General features: G+C 73.5%; 9 protein-coding genes. 6 read left to right on the top strand and 3 right to left on the bottom strand.

Translation table 11 applies throughout. The features are described 5' to 3' along the window. Positions 1–142: 142 nt before the first annotated feature. From ACPXCS_RS36465 to ACPXCS_RS36455, 3 genes are all read right to left on the bottom strand, one after another. Complete coding sequence (locus ACPXCS_RS36465) at positions 143–934, bottom strand: S1 family peptidase (RefSeq protein WP_425944605.1); 792 nt, start codon at positions 932–934, stop codon at positions 143–145. Positions 935–1,138: 204 nt separating this feature from the next. After that, positions 1,139–3,991 carry an AAA family ATPase gene (locus ACPXCS_RS36460; protein ID WP_425944604.1) on the bottom strand — a complete coding sequence of 951 codons (2,853 nt, stop codon included), beginning with the start codon at positions 3,989–3,991 and terminating at the stop codon, positions 1,139–1,141. 204 nt (positions 3,992–4,195) lie between these two features. Next, positions 4,196–5,014 carry a response regulator transcription factor gene (locus ACPXCS_RS36455; RefSeq protein ID WP_425944603.1) on the bottom strand — a complete coding sequence of 273 codons (819 nt, stop codon included), beginning with the start codon at positions 5,012–5,014 and terminating at the stop codon, positions 4,196–4,198. 125 nt (positions 5,015–5,139) lie between these two features. Between ACPXCS_RS36455 and ACPXCS_RS36450 the strand changes: the two genes are divergently transcribed. The 6 genes from ACPXCS_RS36450 (at position 5,140) to ACPXCS_RS36425 (ending at position 15,753) form a co-directional block, all read left to right on the top strand. Next, on the top strand, positions 5,140–6,819 hold the full coding sequence (locus ACPXCS_RS36450; protein WP_425944602.1) for an AMP-binding protein: 1,680 nt from the start codon (positions 5,140–5,142) through the stop codon (positions 6,817–6,819). Next, entirely contained in the window at positions 6,816–8,399 is a 1,584-nt protein-coding gene (locus tag ACPXCS_RS36445; RefSeq protein ID WP_425944601.1) for an AMP-binding protein, read from the top strand. Before ACPXCS_RS36450 ends, ACPXCS_RS36445 begins: the two co-directional genes overlap by 4 nt. A gap of 67 nt (positions 8,400–8,466) precedes the next feature. After that, positions 8,467–9,492, top strand: coding sequence for a LacI family DNA-binding transcriptional regulator (locus ACPXCS_RS36440; protein ID WP_425944600.1), 1,026 nt, complete (start codon positions 8,467–8,469; stop codon positions 9,490–9,492). Between the two features lie 272 nt (positions 9,493–9,764). Further along, positions 9,765–10,895: a GH12 family glycosyl hydrolase domain-containing protein gene (locus tag ACPXCS_RS36435; protein ID WP_425944599.1), complete on the top strand. Its 1,131-nt coding sequence runs from the start codon at positions 9,765–9,767 to the stop codon at positions 10,893–10,895. Between the two features lie 314 nt (positions 10,896–11,209). Further along, the gene (locus ACPXCS_RS36430) at positions 11,210–13,444 is read left to right on the top strand and encodes a glycoside hydrolase family 3 N-terminal domain-containing protein (protein WP_425944598.1); all 2,235 of its coding nucleotides are present in this window, start codon (positions 11,210–11,212) and stop codon (positions 13,442–13,444) included. Between the two features lie 83 nt (positions 13,445–13,527). Further along, on the top strand, positions 13,528–15,753 hold the full coding sequence (locus ACPXCS_RS36425) for a glycoside hydrolase family 6 protein (protein WP_425944597.1): 2,226 nt from the start codon (positions 13,528–13,530) through the stop codon (positions 15,751–15,753). Positions 15,754–15,808 lie beyond the last annotated feature (55 nt).

Raw genomic sequence — 15,808 nt, 5'->3', positions numbered from 1 at the left:
GGGGGGGGGGGGGGGGGGGGGGCGGGCGGGGGGGGGGGGCGGCGGGCCGGCGGGGGGGGGGGGGGGGGGGGGGGGGCGGGGGGGCCCCCCCCCCCCCGCCCCCTGGTCTTTCACCTGAGGGTCACTCAGGAACCGGTGGGGGTCACGAGTTGACCTGCGTCGTGACCAGGTTGGAGAAGGTGGTCAGGCGGGTGTAGACACCCGGGTAACCGGCCTGGGCGCAGCCTTCGCCCCAGGAAGTGATGCCTGCCAGGACGCCCCCGACGAGCAGGGGGCCGCCGCTGTCGCCCTGGCAGGTGTCCACGCCGCCGGAGGTGTAGCCGGCGCACACCATGTCGCTCTGCACGAAGTCGGAGCCGTAGGCGCTGCCGCAACTCGCGTCGGACACGGTCGGAACGGTCGCGGTGCGCAGCTGGTTGGAGGAGCTGCCGCCGGAGGAGGTGGTGCCCCAGCCGAGGATCCGGGCGGTGGTGCCGGCCGCGTACACCGAGGTCTGGCTGGCGGAGACGTACTTGGCCGGGGTGTACGGCATCGACGTCGACAGCGTCAGCACGGCCACGTCGTCGCCGTTGGTGGCGTCGCTGTAGCTCGGGTGGATCCATATTTTGCTGACTCTGCTGACCGTGCCGTTGGTGCCGTTGCGGTACGTGCGGCCGCCGACGACACGGACGCTGCTGGTGGTCTCGCCGACCATGCAGTGCGCGGCGGTGACGACCTTCGTCGGCGAGACCAGCGTGCCGCCGCAGAACTGGCTCTGCGAGGCGTCCGTGATCTGCATGACGAACGGGTACGCGGTCGTCGTGGTCGTGGTGCCGCCGACGATCGGCTGGGGCGCGGCCACGGCCGTGGGGGCGGCGAGCAGCGCGGTGGTGGCGGCGGCAGCGGTCGCCGCGGCGACGGCGGCGGCCTTCTTGGCGGCGTTGAGCCCGAACATGCGTCTCCTTGGGGAGTTGCCGGTGGGGGGTCGCGCGGGTGGGTGGAGCACGGGGACCCTGACGCCGTTGTTCGGATCTCCGTGTGCCCGGCGAGCGGCACGCCCCCAAGCTAGGGCTCGGCGAGGAGGGCTCCCAATGAGGGAACCCCCTAAGGGAGTTGGGCAGGGAAAACCCTCGGTGCGGCGCGGTAAACCCTGGTCGGGTCAGGTGCTGCGGCGGCCCGCGGCCAGCCGGACGATGTCCACCCGCGAGCGGATGCCCAGCTTGCGGTAGACCCGGGTCAGCGTCGCCTCGACGGTCTTGACGCTGATGAACAGGCGGCCGGCGATCTCCCGGTTGGTCGCGCCCTCCATCACGAGCGAGGCGACCTGACGCTCCATCGAGGCGAGCCCCTCCAGCGCGTCGAGCGCCACCGGCGGCGCGGTTGAGGCCGGTTCCACCGCAGCGGGCCCGGCCGTGACGGCCGCGTCGACCTGCCGCAGCCAGGGCAGTGCCCGGCAGCGCCGGAACAGCCGGGCGGCCTCGTCGTACGAGGCCGCGCCGGGCAGGGCGGGGCCGCCCGGGCGCGGGTGGGCGGCGGCCTGGGCGCGCAGCCGGGCCAGCGCGAACGCGGCGCGGGCCTCCTCCAGGCCGTAGCCGAGCCGGCCCAGCCGGTCCTGCACGGACGCCAGCCGCACCACGGCCGCCTCGTGCTCGCCGCGCGCGGCCCGGACCAGCGCCTCGGCCCGGTCGAGCACGGCCAGCACGCTCTGCCGGCCCAGCCGCAGCGCGTGCACCCGGGCCGTGTCGATGACGTCCTGCGCCTCGCCCGGCTCGCCGATGCGGACCAGGGCCTCGGCGAGGTCGCCGTGCCAGCGGCCGCGCGCCGGGTCGTTGATGCCGAGGCCCTGCTCCAGCTCCCGCACCCGGCGCAGCGAACGGACCGCGCCCGCCGGGTCCCCGGCCACCGACTGGGCGTAGCCCAGAGCCGCCAGGGCCCGGGAGAGATACATCTGGTCGCCGTCGACCTCGGCGTGGTCGGCCGCCTCGCGGGCCAGGGCCAGCGCCCGGTCGACGTCCCCTGCGGACGCCTCCGCCAGGGAGGTCAGCATCGCGGAGGCGCCCTCGCCGATCCCGGAGTCCCGGGCCAGCCGCAGGCTCTCGCGGGCGAGGTCCAGGGCCCGGCCGCAGTGCCCGGAGCGCAGCTCGGTGTCGGCCAGGAAGCGCAGGAAGTGCACCTCGCTCTCGACCATGCCGCGCCGCCGCACCTCGCGCAGCAGCGCCGTGATCGTCGTGCGCGCCTCGGGCAGCTGGTCGCTCATGATCAGCCAGCGGAACCGCGCCGAGCCGGCGCCGTTGTGATGGCAGGCCACGTACGGGTCCTGGGGCTCCTTCAGGGCCCGCTTGACCGTCGCGGGGGCGTCCGGGTGGCCCATCAGCGTCTCGGTGGAGGCCTGGAAGGACAGCGCCATCAGCTCCGTGCGCCGGTCCGCGCCGCGTGCGGCCAGGTCCGCCGCGTGCGCCGCCTCCTGCCGGGCCTCGGCGAAGTCGCCCTCGACGACCAGGCCGCGCCAGGCGAGCTGGTAGTGGACCAGGGCGAGCAGCCGCGGGTCGTCGCCCGCGTCGGCCAGCGCCTGCGGGAAGACCGCGTCGACCTCGCCGAGCGCCTGCCCGGCCGCCTCGATCACGACCATCCACGCCCGCACCCGCTCGGCCGGCACGGTGGCCCGGGTCAGCACGTCCCGGGCGATGTCCCGGGCCAGATCGGCCTCCCCGGCCGTGATCGCGTCCTCCGCGGCCTGCAGCCGCCGCTCGTCCGGCCCGGGGACGCTGTCCGGCGGGGTGTGGCGGGCCGCGAGCAGCCCGAGCGAGGCGGCCACGGACGGGGCCCCGCGGTCCCGGGCGAGCGCTCCGGCCTCGGCGAGCCGGGCCGCCACCTCCGGGTCGGTGCCGGTGCTCGCCAGGGCCAGGTGCCGGGCCCGCTCGATCGGGTCCGAGGCCGCCGTGGACAGTGCCGCGTGCACGGCCCTGCGCTCCTGCGCGGGGGCCTCCGCGTACAGCGCCGCCGAGATCAGCGGGTGCGCGAACCGCAGGGCCGGGGCCTCCGGGTCCGTGACCAGCAGACCCAGCGCCGCCGCCTGGGCCGTCTCGGCCTCGGCGTGCTCCCGCCCGGCCGCGTGCAGCAGCGCCAGGGTGGGACGGGCACCCGCGCTGGCCACCAGCAGGGTGCGGCGGGCCTCGGCCGACAGCATCTCCAGGCGGCTCAGCACCAGCGCCCGCAGCGAGGTGGGCACCGGCAGCGGCTCGCCGGGCCGGGGCCGGGCCGGGCTCTCGGCCAGGGCGCGGCCGAGCTCCAGCGCGAAGAGGGGGTTGCCGCCGCTGGTGCGGTGGATGTCGCGGACCGTGGAGCGGGACAGGGGCGTGTAGCCGCGGTGGTCCAGCAGCGCGGAGACCTGCGCGCGGGTGAGCGGGCCCAGCCGGACGGCGAGGGTGTCGGGCGGGGACGCGCGTAGATGGCGGTCGTACTCCTCGCCCTCGGTCCGCACCGCGGACAGCATCTGCACGGGCGTGTCGCCGAGCCGGCGGGCGGCGAAGCCGAGCAGTTCGGCGCTGGCCGCGTCCAGCCACTGCAGGTCGTCGGCGACGACCAGCACCGGGCCCTTGAGGGCCAGGGCCCGCAGCGCCGACAGCACGGCGAGACGCAGCGCGAGCCCGTCGCGCTGCAGGGTGGACTCGCCGCGGCCGGTGAGCGCCGACTCCAGGGCCGTGCGCTGGGCGGCGGGCAGGTGCCCGGAGACCTCGTCGAGGACCAGGCCGAACAGATCGGCCAGGGCCAGGAAGGGCAGGTGGGATTCGGACTCCGTGGCCGAGCAGCGCAACACGGTCCGGTCCGGACCGCCGTAATCCGCCGCCAGCGCGCGCAGGACCGTCGACTTTCCTATTCCGGCCGGGCCGTGCAGCAGCACACTGCCCCCTCGGCCGAGCTGGTCGCGGGCCGAGGCGAACAGCTCCTCCCGGCCGATGACCAGGTCGGGGCGGCTCCTGGGAGGCTCCTGGAAGTCCCGTCGAGCGGTCACCTCTGTCCTCCCTGTGTCGTGTCCTGGCCAATATTAGGCAACAGCTCTTTGAATTTCGGACGGACGGTGTGGTGAGGGAAATAACAACCCGTGTCGACGGACGAATTCACCGGCCTGCCGAATGCGCCGGAACACCGCACCCGGCGCTCCGTCGGCGCGCCGTCGGCCCGTCGAACGGCCGGGCCGGTGGAAAACACCACAAACCTACGGCAACCAGCCGGCCCGGCGGGCGGCGACCACGGCCTCGCCCCGGGTCCGGGCCCGCAGCTTGCGCATGGCCGATCTGAGATACCCCTTGACGGTCTCGGCCGTCACCCCCAGCCGCTCCGCGGCGACCGCGTTCGTGGCCCCCGCGGCGACACACGCCAGCACGTCCACCTCCCGGGGCGCGAGCCGCACCCGCGGAGCGTCCCCGGACGCCCCGGAGTCGGCCGCCAGCAGCGCGCACGCGCCGAGCAACTCGGCCCGCAGCTGCGGATCCGCGATCCGCGGCGCCAGCGCCCGCAGGGCCGCGTGCGCCTCGCGCACCTGCTCCCAGCCCGCGCCCGCCCCGCCGCCGGCGGCGAGCGTGCGTGCCTCGTCCCGCACGACCAGCGCCCGCTCCACGTCCCGCGCCGCCTCCACGGCCGCGTCCAGCATCCGCCCGCCCAGCGGCCGGGCCGTGCGCAGCGCCCCGTACAGCACCCCGCGCACCCGGTGCCGCACCACCACCGGCACGGCCAGCACCGAACGCAGGCCCTCCGCGGCCACCGGCGCGTCGTACTCGTGGCTGATCTGCCGCGAGGCGGAGTAGTCCGTCACCACGCACGGCCGTGACAGCGCCACCGTCTTGCCGCCCAGGCCCGTCCCGGACGTCACCACCAGCGACCGCAGGGCGTGCGTCGCCGTGCCGCTGAGTTCGCTGATGCGCATCTGCCCGCCGGCCTCCAGCAGGCCGCCGAAGGCCACCGGGAGACCGGTGGCGCGCCGCAGGCGCAGCAGCGCGTCCCGTACCTCGACCGCGTCGGACGCGTCTGCCGTCACCTGTTCGCCCCTTCACCACGACGCCCGAGCGGGCGCTCCCCCCGTTCGGGGGTAGTGAGACCTGCATCACGGATTACACGATGGCTCAGAGCCGCCCGGCAATGGTCCGGCACCGAGGAGGACGCATGACATCGGCGACGGAGCTGTTCCGCAGCGCGCGGGATTTCCTGCTGGAACACCGCGAGGACTACGCCACCGCCTACGAGGGCTTCCGCTGGCCCCGTCCGGAGTCCTTCAACTGGGCCCTGGACTGGTTCGACGAGATCGCCGACGGCAACGCCCGCACCGCCCTGCACATCGTCGAGGAGGACGGCCGCGAGACGCAGCTGTCCTTCGGCGAGCTGTCCGTGCGCTCGGCCCGGTTCGCCACCTGGCTGCGCGCCCGGGGCGTGCGCGCCGAGGACCGCGTCCTCGTCATGCTCGGCAACCAGGCCGAACTGTGGATCACCGCCCTCGCGGCGATGAAGCTGCGCGCGGTCGTCATCCCGGCCACCCCGCTGCTCGGCCCCGCCGACCTGCGCGACCGCGTCGAGCGCGGCCGGGTCCGGCACGTCGTCGCCCGTCCCGAGGACACCGCGAAGTTCGCCGAGGTCCCCGGCTCCTACACCCGCATCGCCGCCGGGGCGGCCGGTGCCGTGCCGGCCGGCTGGCTGCCGCTGGACGACGCCTACGGCGCCTCCGCCGACTTCACGCCCGACGGCCCCACCCGGTCCGACGACCCGCTGATGCTCTACTTCACCTCCGGCACCACCGCACGGCCCAAGCTGGTCGAGCACACCCACACCTCGTACCCGATCGGCCACCTGGCGACCATGTACTGGATCGGCCTGAAGCCGGGCGACGTGCACCTGAACATCTCCTCCCCGGGCTGGGCCAAGCACGCCTGGTCCAACCTGTTCGCCCCCTGGAACGCCGAGGCGACCGTCTTCCTGCACAACTACACGCGCTTCGACGCCGCCCGGCTCATGGCCGAGATGGACCGGGCCGGCGTCACCACGTTCTGCGCCCCGCCGACCGTGTGGCGCATGCTCATCCAGGCCGACCTCACCCAGCTGCGCACCCCGCCCCGCGAGGTCGTCGCCGCCGGCGAACCGCTCAACCCGGAGGTCATCGAGCAGGTCCGCCGCTCCTGGGGCGTCACCATCCGGGACGGCTTCGGCCAGACCGAGACGGCCGTCCAGGTCGCCAACAGCCCCGGCCAGCCGCTCAAGACGGGCTCGATGGGCCGGCCGAGCCCCGGCTACCGCGTCGAGCTCCTCGACCCGGTCTCGGGCGCGCCCGGCGCCACCGAGGGCGAGATCGCGCTCGACCTGTCGGAGCGCCCGGTCGGCCTGATGACCGGCTACCACGGCGACGCGGACCGCACGGCGGAGGCGATGGCCGGGGGTTACTACCGCACGGGCGACATCGCCTCGCGAGACGCGGAGGGCTACCTGACCTACATCGGCCGCAGCGACGACGTCTTCAAGGCCTCCGACTACAAGATCAGCCCCTTCGAGCTGGAGAGCGCGCTGCTGGAGCACGAGGCGGTGGCCGAGGCGGCGGTGGTGCCCGCGCCGGACGAGGTGCGGCTGTCGGTGCCGAAGGCGTACGTGGTCCTGGCGGACGGCTGGGAGCCCGGACCCGACACGGCGAAGGTGCTGTTCGAGCACTCCCGCGAGACCCTCGCCCCCTACAAGCGCATCCGGCGCCTGGAGTTCGCCGACCTGCCCAAGACCGTCTCCGGCAAGATCCGCCGGATCGCACTGCGCGAGGCCACGGCGGCCGGCTCGGACGCCGAGTACCGCGAGGAGGACTTCCGGTGAACTCCTACAGCCACGGCACCGGCGGCACGGCGCTGCTCGGCGACACCATCGGGGCGAACCTGGACCGGGCCGTGGCCGCCTGGCCGGACCGCGAGGCCCTGGTGGACGTGCCGTCCGGCCGGCGCTGGACCTACGCGCGCTTCGGCGCGGACGTCGACCGCCTCGCCTCGGCGCTGCTGGCGTCCGGGGTCGCCGAGGGCGACCGGGTCGGCATCTGGGCGGTCAACTGCCCCGAGTGGGTGCTCGTCCAGTACGCCACCGCCCGCATCGGCGCGATCATGGTGAACATCAACCCGGCCTACCGCACCCACGAGGTCGAGTACGTCCTGAAGCAGGCCGGGGTGTCCGTGCTGTTCGCCTCGCAGAGCCACAAGACGAGCGACTACCGGGCGATGGTCGACCAGGTGCGGGGCCGCTGCCCCGGGCTGCGCGAGGTCGTGTACTTCGGCGACCCGGGCTGGGAGAGCCTGCTGGCCCGGGCGACAGCCGACCCGGCGTTCCCGGAGCTGTCCTGCGACGACCCCATCAACATCCAGTACACCTCGGGCACCACGGGTTTCCCCAAGGGCGCCACCCTCTCCCACCACAACATCCTCAACAACGGTTACTTCGTGGGGGAGTTGATCGCCTACTCCGAGCAGGACCGGATCTGCGTCCCGGTGCCCTTCTACCACTGCTTCGGCATGGTCATGGGCAACCTCGCCGCCACCTCGCACGGCGCCTGCATCGTCATCCCGGCCCCCTCCTTCGACCCCGCGGCGACCCTGGACGCGGTCCAGCAGGAGCGCTGCACCTCCCTCTACGGCGTCCCGACCATGTTCATCGCCGAGCTGAACCTCCCCGGCTTCGCCTCCTGGGACCTCTCCTCCCTGCGCACCGGCATCATGGCGGGCTCGCCCTGCCCGGTGGAGGTGATGAAGCGGGTCGTGGCCGAGATGCACATGGCGGAGGTCGCCATCTGCTACGGCATGACCGAGACCTCCCCGGTCTCCCTGCAGACCCGGCGCGAGGACGACCTGGAGCACCGCACGGGCACGGTCGGCCGGGTCCTGCCGCATCTGGAGGTCAAGGTCGTCGACCCGGCGACCGGCGTGACACAACCCCGGGGCACGGCGGGCGAGTTGTGCACGCGCGGCTACAGCGTGATGCTTGGCTACTGGGACGAGCCGGAGAAGACCGCGGAGGCGATCGACGCCGGGCGCTGGATGCACACCGGCGACCTCGCCGTGATGCGCGAGGACGGCTACGTCGAGATCGTCGGCCGCATCAAGGACATGATCATCCGCGGCGGGGAGAACATCTACCCCCGCGAGATCGAGGAGTTCCTCTACGCCCACCCCAAGGTCCAGGACGTCCAGGTCGTGGGCGTCCCGCACGAGCACTACGGCGAGGAGGTGCTGGCCTGCGTCATCGCCCGCGACCCGGACGACCCGCCGACCCTGGAGGAACTGCGGGACTTCTGCGCGGGACGGCTCGCGCACTACAAGGTCCCGAGCCGGCTGCAGGTGCTGGACTCCTTCCCGATGACGGTGTCCGGGAAGGTGCGGAAGGTGGAACTGCGCGAGCGCTACACCGGCTGAACGGCCGCCGGGGCGTTCGGTCCTGCGGGCGCGGGCCCGTAAGATCGGCGCCCTTGGGGGGTGACACATGGTCAAGCGGCGGCCCGGTACGACGCCCACGCTGGAACAGGTGGCCGCGCTCGCCGGCGTCGGACGGGGCACGGTCTCGCGCGTCATCAACAACGAGGCGGGCGTCCGCGAGTCCACCCGCCGCGCCGTGCAGCAGGCCATCGCCGAACTCGGCTACGTGCCGAACCTGGCGGCGCGGTCGCTGGCCGGCCGGCGGGCCGACGCCGTGGCGCTGGTGATGACGGAACGCGACTGGCGGCTGTTCGGCGAGCCGTTCTTCTCGGAGACGGTCACGGCCGTCGGCGACGCGCTCGCCGAGACGTCCGTGCAACTGCTGCTCACCCTGGTCCGCACCGACGCGGAACGACAGCGGTTCGTCGAGTACGCGCGCGGCGGCCGGGTCGACGGCGTGCTGCTGATGTCGGTACGCGCCGAGGACCGGCTGCCGGACATGCTCGCCGACGCGGGCCTGCCCACGGTCCTGCTGGGCCGCCGCTCCGGTGACGAGCAGATCACCTACGTCGACGCCGACAACGTCGGCGGCGCCCGCGAGGCGGTGGCCCACCTGCTGAACGGCGGCCGGCGGGCGATCGCGGCGATCACCGGGCCGCTGGACATGTACGTGGCCCGCTGCCGGCTGCGCGGCTACCGGCAGGCCCTGGAGCAGGCGGGCCTGCCCGCGCCCGCCTCCTTCACCGTCGAGGGCGACTTCACCGAGGCGAGCGGACGCCGGGCCATGGCCGAACTCCTGGAGCGCCACCCGGAGGTGGACGCGGTCCTCGCCGCCTCCGACACCATGGCCTCGGGAGCCCTGGCCGTGCTGCGCGCGGCGGGGCGCCGGGTGCCCGACGACGTGGCGGTCGTCGGGTTCGACGACTTCGAGCTCGCCCGGCACACCGATCCGCCGCTGACCACCGTCCGCCAGCCGCTGGAGCAGATCGGGCGGACCATGGTGAGGCTGCTGCTGGAGGAGATGGAGCAGCCGGAAGTGGCGTGGCGGCACGTGATTCTGCGGACCCAGCTGGTGGTGCGCGAGTCGGCGTGAGGCCGCCGCGGCCACCCGGGAGCGCTCCCAACTCCAGCGCCCCGCTGGGCTGTTGAACCGGATCACCGCTCCACCGCGCTGACCTGCGACTTCGAAATACATTCGACGGATTCCCGTCTAACGGGTTGTCAGGGACATGGACGGGCTCCTACAGTCGCGACCGAAACCGGTGAGGTGGGAGCGCTCCCATCAGTGGGGAGGTGGGAGCGCTCCCGAACCCCGAGCCGCAGCACCTCCGTCGAATCCGGTTCTCACGGAGAGAGGCCCCCCGCATGCGATCGTCACCGCACCGCCTCCGCACCGTCCGCGCCCTGTGGGGCGCGTTGCTCACCGCGCTCGCCACCGTGGCGGCGCTCCTCGCCGCCACCGCGCCCGCCCAGGCGGACACGGTCGTCTGCGAGCCCTTCGGATCGACCGTGATCCAGGGCCGCTACGTCGTCCAGAACAACCGCTGGGGCTCCAGCGCCCCGCAGTGCGTCACCGCGACCGACACCGGCTTCCGGGTCACCCAGGCCGACGGCTCCGTGCCCACCAACGGCGCGCCGAAGTCGTATCCCTCGGTCTTCAACGGCTGCCACTACACCAACTGTTCGCCGGGCACCAACCTGCCCGCGCAGATCAGCACCGTCTCCAGCGCGCCCAGCAGCATCTCCTACGGCTACGTCTCCGGCGCCGTGTACAACGCCTCGTACGACATCTGGCTGGACCCGACGCCCCGCACCGACGGCGTCAACCGCACCGAGATCATGATCTGGTTCAACCGGGTCGGCCCGATCCAGCCGATCGGCTCCCAGGTCGGCACGGCGTTCGTCGGGGGACGCAGCTGGGAGGTGTGGACCGGCAGCAACGGGTCCAACGACGTGATCTCCTTCGTCGCCCCGTCGGCGATCTCCAGCTGGAGCTTCGACGTCATGGACTTCGTCGACCAGGCCGTGGCCCGGGGCATGGCGCAGAGCAACTGGTACCTGACCAGCATCCAGGCCGGCTTCGAGCCGTGGCAGAACGGCGCCGGGCTCGCCGTGAACTCCTTCTCGTCCACCGTCAACACCGGCGGCCAGGACCCGGGCGGCCCCGGCCAGCCCGCGACCGCCTGCCAGGTGGCGTACGACGCCAATGTCTGGCAGGGCGGCTTCACGGCCGACGTCACCGTGAAGAACACCGGCTCGGCCCCGGTCGACGGCTGGAAGCTCGGCTTCACGCTGCCGTCCGGGCAGCGGGTTTCGAGCGCCTGGAACGCGACCCTGTCCGGGACCAGCGGGGCCGTCACGGCGAGCCCCGTCGCGCACAACGCGCGGATCGCGGCCGGCGGCACCCAGTCCTTCGGCTTCCAGGGCACCCACAGCGGCTCCTTCGCCGAGCCGTCCGGCTTCACCCTGAACGGCACCGCCTGCTCCGTCGCCTGACCCGCGGCGCACCGACCCGCTCCGGGCTCCGTCCTGCGCCGAACGGGCGGACCCCGGAGCGTTCCACCCGCCGTCGTCGACGGCACGCCGCGTGATACGGCGCCCCCGGGGCCGTACCGCGCACGTGCCGGGACGAGGCCGCGGCCGGGGCCGGGGCCGGGGCCGGGGGACGGACCGCGGCCGGCACCGCCCCCGCCCTTGCGACCCGCGCCCCGGCCCCTTCCCCGCGACCCGTCTCACCCCCGCACCCCGGCCCCTTCCCCGCGACCCGTCTCACCGCCGCCCCTCCGGCCCGCATCCGGAAAGGCTCCGCCATGACCCCGCCGCTCCCCGAAGCCCCCACCCGCCGGCCCGACCGCCGCTCCACCCGCCGTCCGGCGCTCGTCGCCGCCCTGTGTGCCGCGGCGCTCGCCGTGACCGGGCTCACCGCCGCCGCGCCGCCCGAGCGGGACACCGAGGGGGCCGCCGCCGCGCTGCCGTACCAGGACCCGGCCCTGCCCGTGCCGCAGCGGGTCGAGGACCTGCTGGGCCGGATGACGCTGGACGACAAGCTCGGCCAGATGACCCAGATCGAGAAGGACGCGCTCGTCCCGCAGTCCGACCTCGCCACCTACCGCATCGGCTCGGTGCTCTCCGGCGGCGACTCCACGGTCAGCCCCAACAACGCGCAGACCTGGGCCGACGCGTACGACTCCCTTCAGCGCACGGCGCTGACCACCCCGCTCGGCATCCCGATGATCTACGGCATCGACGCGGTGCACGGCCACAACGCGGTGCGCGGCGCCACGCTCTTCCCGCACAACATCGGCCTCGGCGCCACCCGCGACCCGGCCCTCGTGCAGCGCGTCGGGCGCGCGGTCGCCGAGGAGGTCGCCGGCACCGGCATCGACTGGTCCTTCGCGCCCTGTCTGTGCGTGGCCCGCAACGACCGATGGGGCCGCACCTACGAGTCGTTCGGCGAGACACCCGAACTGCCCACCGCCATGACGTCGTTCATCACCGGCCTCCAGGGCGACACCCTGGGCGGCGACCCGGCCTCCGTGCTCGCCACCGCCAAGCACTACCTGGGCGACGGCGGCACCACCGGGGGAGTCGACCAGGGCAACACCCAGCTCACGGAGGCCGAGCTGCGGGCCGTGCACCTGCCGCCGTTCAAGGAGGCGGTCAAGCGCGGCGTGGGCTCGGTGATGCTCTCCTACAGCAGCTGGAACGGGGTGCGCTCGCACGCCCACAAGTACCTGGTCACCGACGTGCTCAAGGGTGAACTGGGCTTCACCGGCTTCGTGGTGTCCGACTGGGCCGCCGTCGACCAGCTCGACGGGCAGAGCGGGTTCACCGGCGCGGAGATCGCCACCGCCGTGAACGCGGGCGTCGACATGGTGATGGTTCCGCACGACTACAAGAAGTTCCTGAGCCTGCTGCGCGGCGAGGTCACCGCGGGCCGGATCTCCCAGGCCCGGATCGACGACGCCAACCGGCGCATCCTGACGAAGAAGTTCCAGCTCGGGCTGTTCGAGCGGCCGTTGACCGACCGCTCGTACACCTCCACGGTCGGCTCGGCCGCCCACCGCACCCTCGCCCGGCAGGCGGTGCGCGCCTCACAGGTGCTGCTGAAGAACGACGGCGGGATCCTGCCGCTGCCGAAGACCGGCAAGCTGTTCGTCGCCGGGAAGTCCGCCGACGACATCGGCAACCAGAGCGGCGGCTGGACCCTGGGCTGGCAGGGCCGCAGCGGTCCCGTCACCGAGGGCACCACCGTCCTCCAGGGCATCCGCGCGGCCGTCACCGACCCGTCCCGGGTCACCTACGACCGCTACGGCAACGGCATCGACGGCGGCTACACGGCAGCAGTGGCCGTCGTCGGCGAGACCCCGTACGCCGAGATGCGCGGCGACCGGCCGGACGGCATGGGTCTCGACCAAGAGGACCTCCAGACCCTGGCCCGGCTGAAGGCGAGCGGGGTGCCGGTGGTGGTGGTGCTGGTCTCCGGCCGTCCGCTGGACATCGCCGCGCAACTGCCGGACTGGAAGGCCCTGCTGGCGGCCTGGCTGCCCGGCACCGAGGGCGGCGGGGTGGCGGACGTGCTGTTCGGCGACCACGCGCCGACCGGCAAGCTGCCCATGACCTGGATGCGCAGCGCCTCCCAGCAGCCCGTCAACGACGGCGACGGCAAGAGCCCGCTCTTCCCCTACGGGCACGGCCTGACCTACGGCACGAACCCCGGCCCCGACCCGGATCCCGACCCCACCCCGGCCAAGGCCTGCACCGCCACCCACAAGCTGGTCAACTCCTGGCCGGGCGGCCACCAGGCGGAGGTCACCGTCAAGAACACCGGCACCGGACCGATCACGGGCTGGACGGTCGACTGGGAGCTGGGCGGCGCGACCGTCACCAGCCTCTGGAACGGCACCCACACGATCGCGAACGGCCGGATCACGGTCCGCGGCACCGGCTCGGGCGGCGCCCTCGCCGCAGGCGCCACCACCTCGTTCGGTTACACGGCGAACGGCACCGCGGGCACCCCCGCCCCGCGTTGCACTCCCGCCTGACCCGACCCACGGTTCTCCCCACCGGTTGATCCCGCGGACGTCCCCACACCCCCTCACCCGCACCCCCGCACCGAGGAGAGCACATGACAGACCGGAACAGACGCGACGCGGACACCCGCCCGCTCCGGCCGCGCCGCAGGCGCGCGGCGGCGCTCGCCACCGCCCTGGCCACCCTGCTGCTGGGGGCGGCGGCGCAGGTGTCGGCACCGGAGGCGGCCGCAGCGGAGGCCCATGTCGACAACCCGTTCGCGGGCGCCTCGTTCTACGTCAACCCGGACTACGCCCGCCTGGTCGACGGTTCCATCGCCCAGACCACCGACGCGACGCTCAAGGCCAGGATGGAGAAGGTCAAGAGCTATCCGACGGCCGTCTGGCTGGACCGGATCGCCGCCATCCACGGCGGTGAGGCCAACGCGGGCCGCAAGAGCCTCGCCGACCACCTGGACCTGGCGCTCGCCCAGAAGAAGCCCGGCCAGCCGCTCGTCGCCACCTTCGTCGTGTACGACCTGCCGGGCCGCGACTGCTCCGCCCTCGCCTCCAACGGCGAACTGCCGCTCACCGCGGCCGGGCTGGCCCGCTACAAGAGCGAGTACATCGACGAGATCGCCGAGGTCTTCGCCGATCCCAAGTACCAGGACATCCGCATCACCACCGTGATCGAGCCGGACGGCCTGCCGAACCTGGTCACCAACCTCAACGACCCCGAGTGCGCCCAGGCCAAGAGCAGCGGCATCCAGGTCGAGGCGATCCGCTACGCCCTGAACAAGCTGCACGCCGTACCGAACGTGTACACCTACCTGGACTTCGCGCACTCCGGGTGGCTCGGCTGGGACAACAACCTCGCCCAGACCACCCAGCTGTACACGGACGTCGTCAAGGGCACCACGGCGGGTCTCGGCAGCGTCGACGGCCTCATCACCAACGTCGCCAACTACACGCCGCTCGCCGAACCGTTCCTGACCGACCCGAACAAGACGGTCGGCGGCAACCAGATCCGGTCCGGCAAGTACTACGAGTGGAACCCGAACTTCGACGAGTCGGACTTCACCAAGGCCGTGCACGCCGCGCTGGTGGCACAGGGCTGGCCCGCCTCCACCGGCATGGTCGTCGACACCTCCCGCAACGGCTGGGGAGGCGCGGCGCGGCCGACCGCCGAGTCCACCAGCACGGTCCTCGACACCTACATCAGCCAGTCCAAGGTGGACCGGCGGACCCACCGCGGCCTGTGGTGCAACGTCAACGGTGCCGGTCTCGGCCAGCCCCCGCAGGCCTCGCCCGCCGGGTACCCGGACTCGCACCTCGACGCCTTCCTGTGGATCAAGCCGCCGGGGGAGTCGGACGGGGCCAGCAAGGACATCCCGAACGACGAGGGCAAGCGTCCGGACCCGATGTGCAACCCGGACTACACGGCGCCCAACGCGGGCGGCAACCCGACCGGCGCCATGCCGGACGCGCCGCTCGCCGGCCACTGGTTCCACAACCAGTTCTCGATGCTGGTGCGCAACGCGTACCCGGCCGTGCCGACGGACGGCGGCGGTGAGCCCGACCCGGCCGACACCACCGCTCCCACCGCGCCGGCCGGTCTGAGGTCGACCGCGAAGACCGCGACCAGTGTCTCCCTCGCGTGGACGGCGGCCACCGACAACGTGGGCGTCACCGGTTACGACGTGTACCGCGACGGCACCAGGGTCAACGCCTCGACGGTCACCGGCACCACGTTCACCGACAGCGGGCTGACCGCGGCCACGGCGTACAGCTACACCGTCCGGGCCCGCGACGCCGCCGGGAACGTCTCCGCCGCCTCCACCGCGCTGAGCGTCACCACGGAGACGGGCGGCGGCGGGCCCGACCCGGCCGGCGGTCTCAAGGTCACCTACAAGAACAACGACGCCTCGGCCACGGACAACGGCATCCGCCCCGGCCTGAGGATCGCCAACACCGGCAGCGCCTCCGTGGACCTGACCAAGGTCTCCGCCCGCTACTACTTCACCCGTGACGGCGGCTCGTCCACCGTGAACGCGTTCTGCGACTACGCCGCCGTCGGCTGCTCCAACCTCAGCCTGCGGGTGGTGGCCTTGAGCACCCCGGTCGCGGGCGCCGACGCCTACCTGGAGATCGGCTTCAAGAGCGGCACCCTGGCCGCCGGCAAGGACACCGGCGATCTCCAGCTGCGCCTGGCCAAGTCCGACTGGTCCGCGTTCGACGAGTCCGACGACCACAGCCGGGCCACCGCCGCTTCCTACACCGACGCCCCGAGGATCCCCGCCTACCTGAACGGCGCCCTGGCCTGGGGCGCCCCGCCGGCCTGACCCGCCCCGAACCCCCGGGGAGACAACCGAACCCACCATCCCCACAGGAGAGAAC

Origin of the sequence: Streptomyces sp. DT190, from assembly GCF_049846985.1 — a bacterium.
GTDB lineage: Bacteria > Actinomycetota > Actinomycetes > Streptomycetales > Streptomycetaceae > Streptomyces.
This window is presented reverse-complemented; position numbering and strand designations above follow the sequence as displayed.

Bases quoted from the DNA above. Each gene is read 5' to 3' on its own strand.
- ACPXCS_RS36465 (WP_425944605.1), bottom strand. From the start codon at position 934: ATGTTCGGGCTCAACGCCGCCAAGAAGGCCGCCGCCGTCGCCGCGGCG.
- ACPXCS_RS36440 (WP_425944600.1), top strand. From the start codon at position 8,467: ATGGTCAAGCGGCGGCCCGGTACGACGCCCACGCTGGAACAGGTGGCC.
- ACPXCS_RS36450 (WP_425944602.1), top strand. From the start codon at position 5,140: ATGACATCGGCGACGGAGCTGTTCCGCAGCGCGCGGGATTTCCTGCTG.
- ACPXCS_RS36430 (WP_425944598.1), top strand. From the start codon at position 11,210: ATGACCCCGCCGCTCCCCGAAGCCCCCACCCGCCGGCCCGACCGCCGC.
- ACPXCS_RS36435 (WP_425944599.1), top strand. From the start codon at position 9,765: ATGCGATCGTCACCGCACCGCCTCCGCACCGTCCGCGCCCTGTGGGGC.
- ACPXCS_RS36425 (WP_425944597.1), top strand. From the start codon at position 13,528: ATGACAGACCGGAACAGACGCGACGCGGACACCCGCCCGCTCCGGCCG.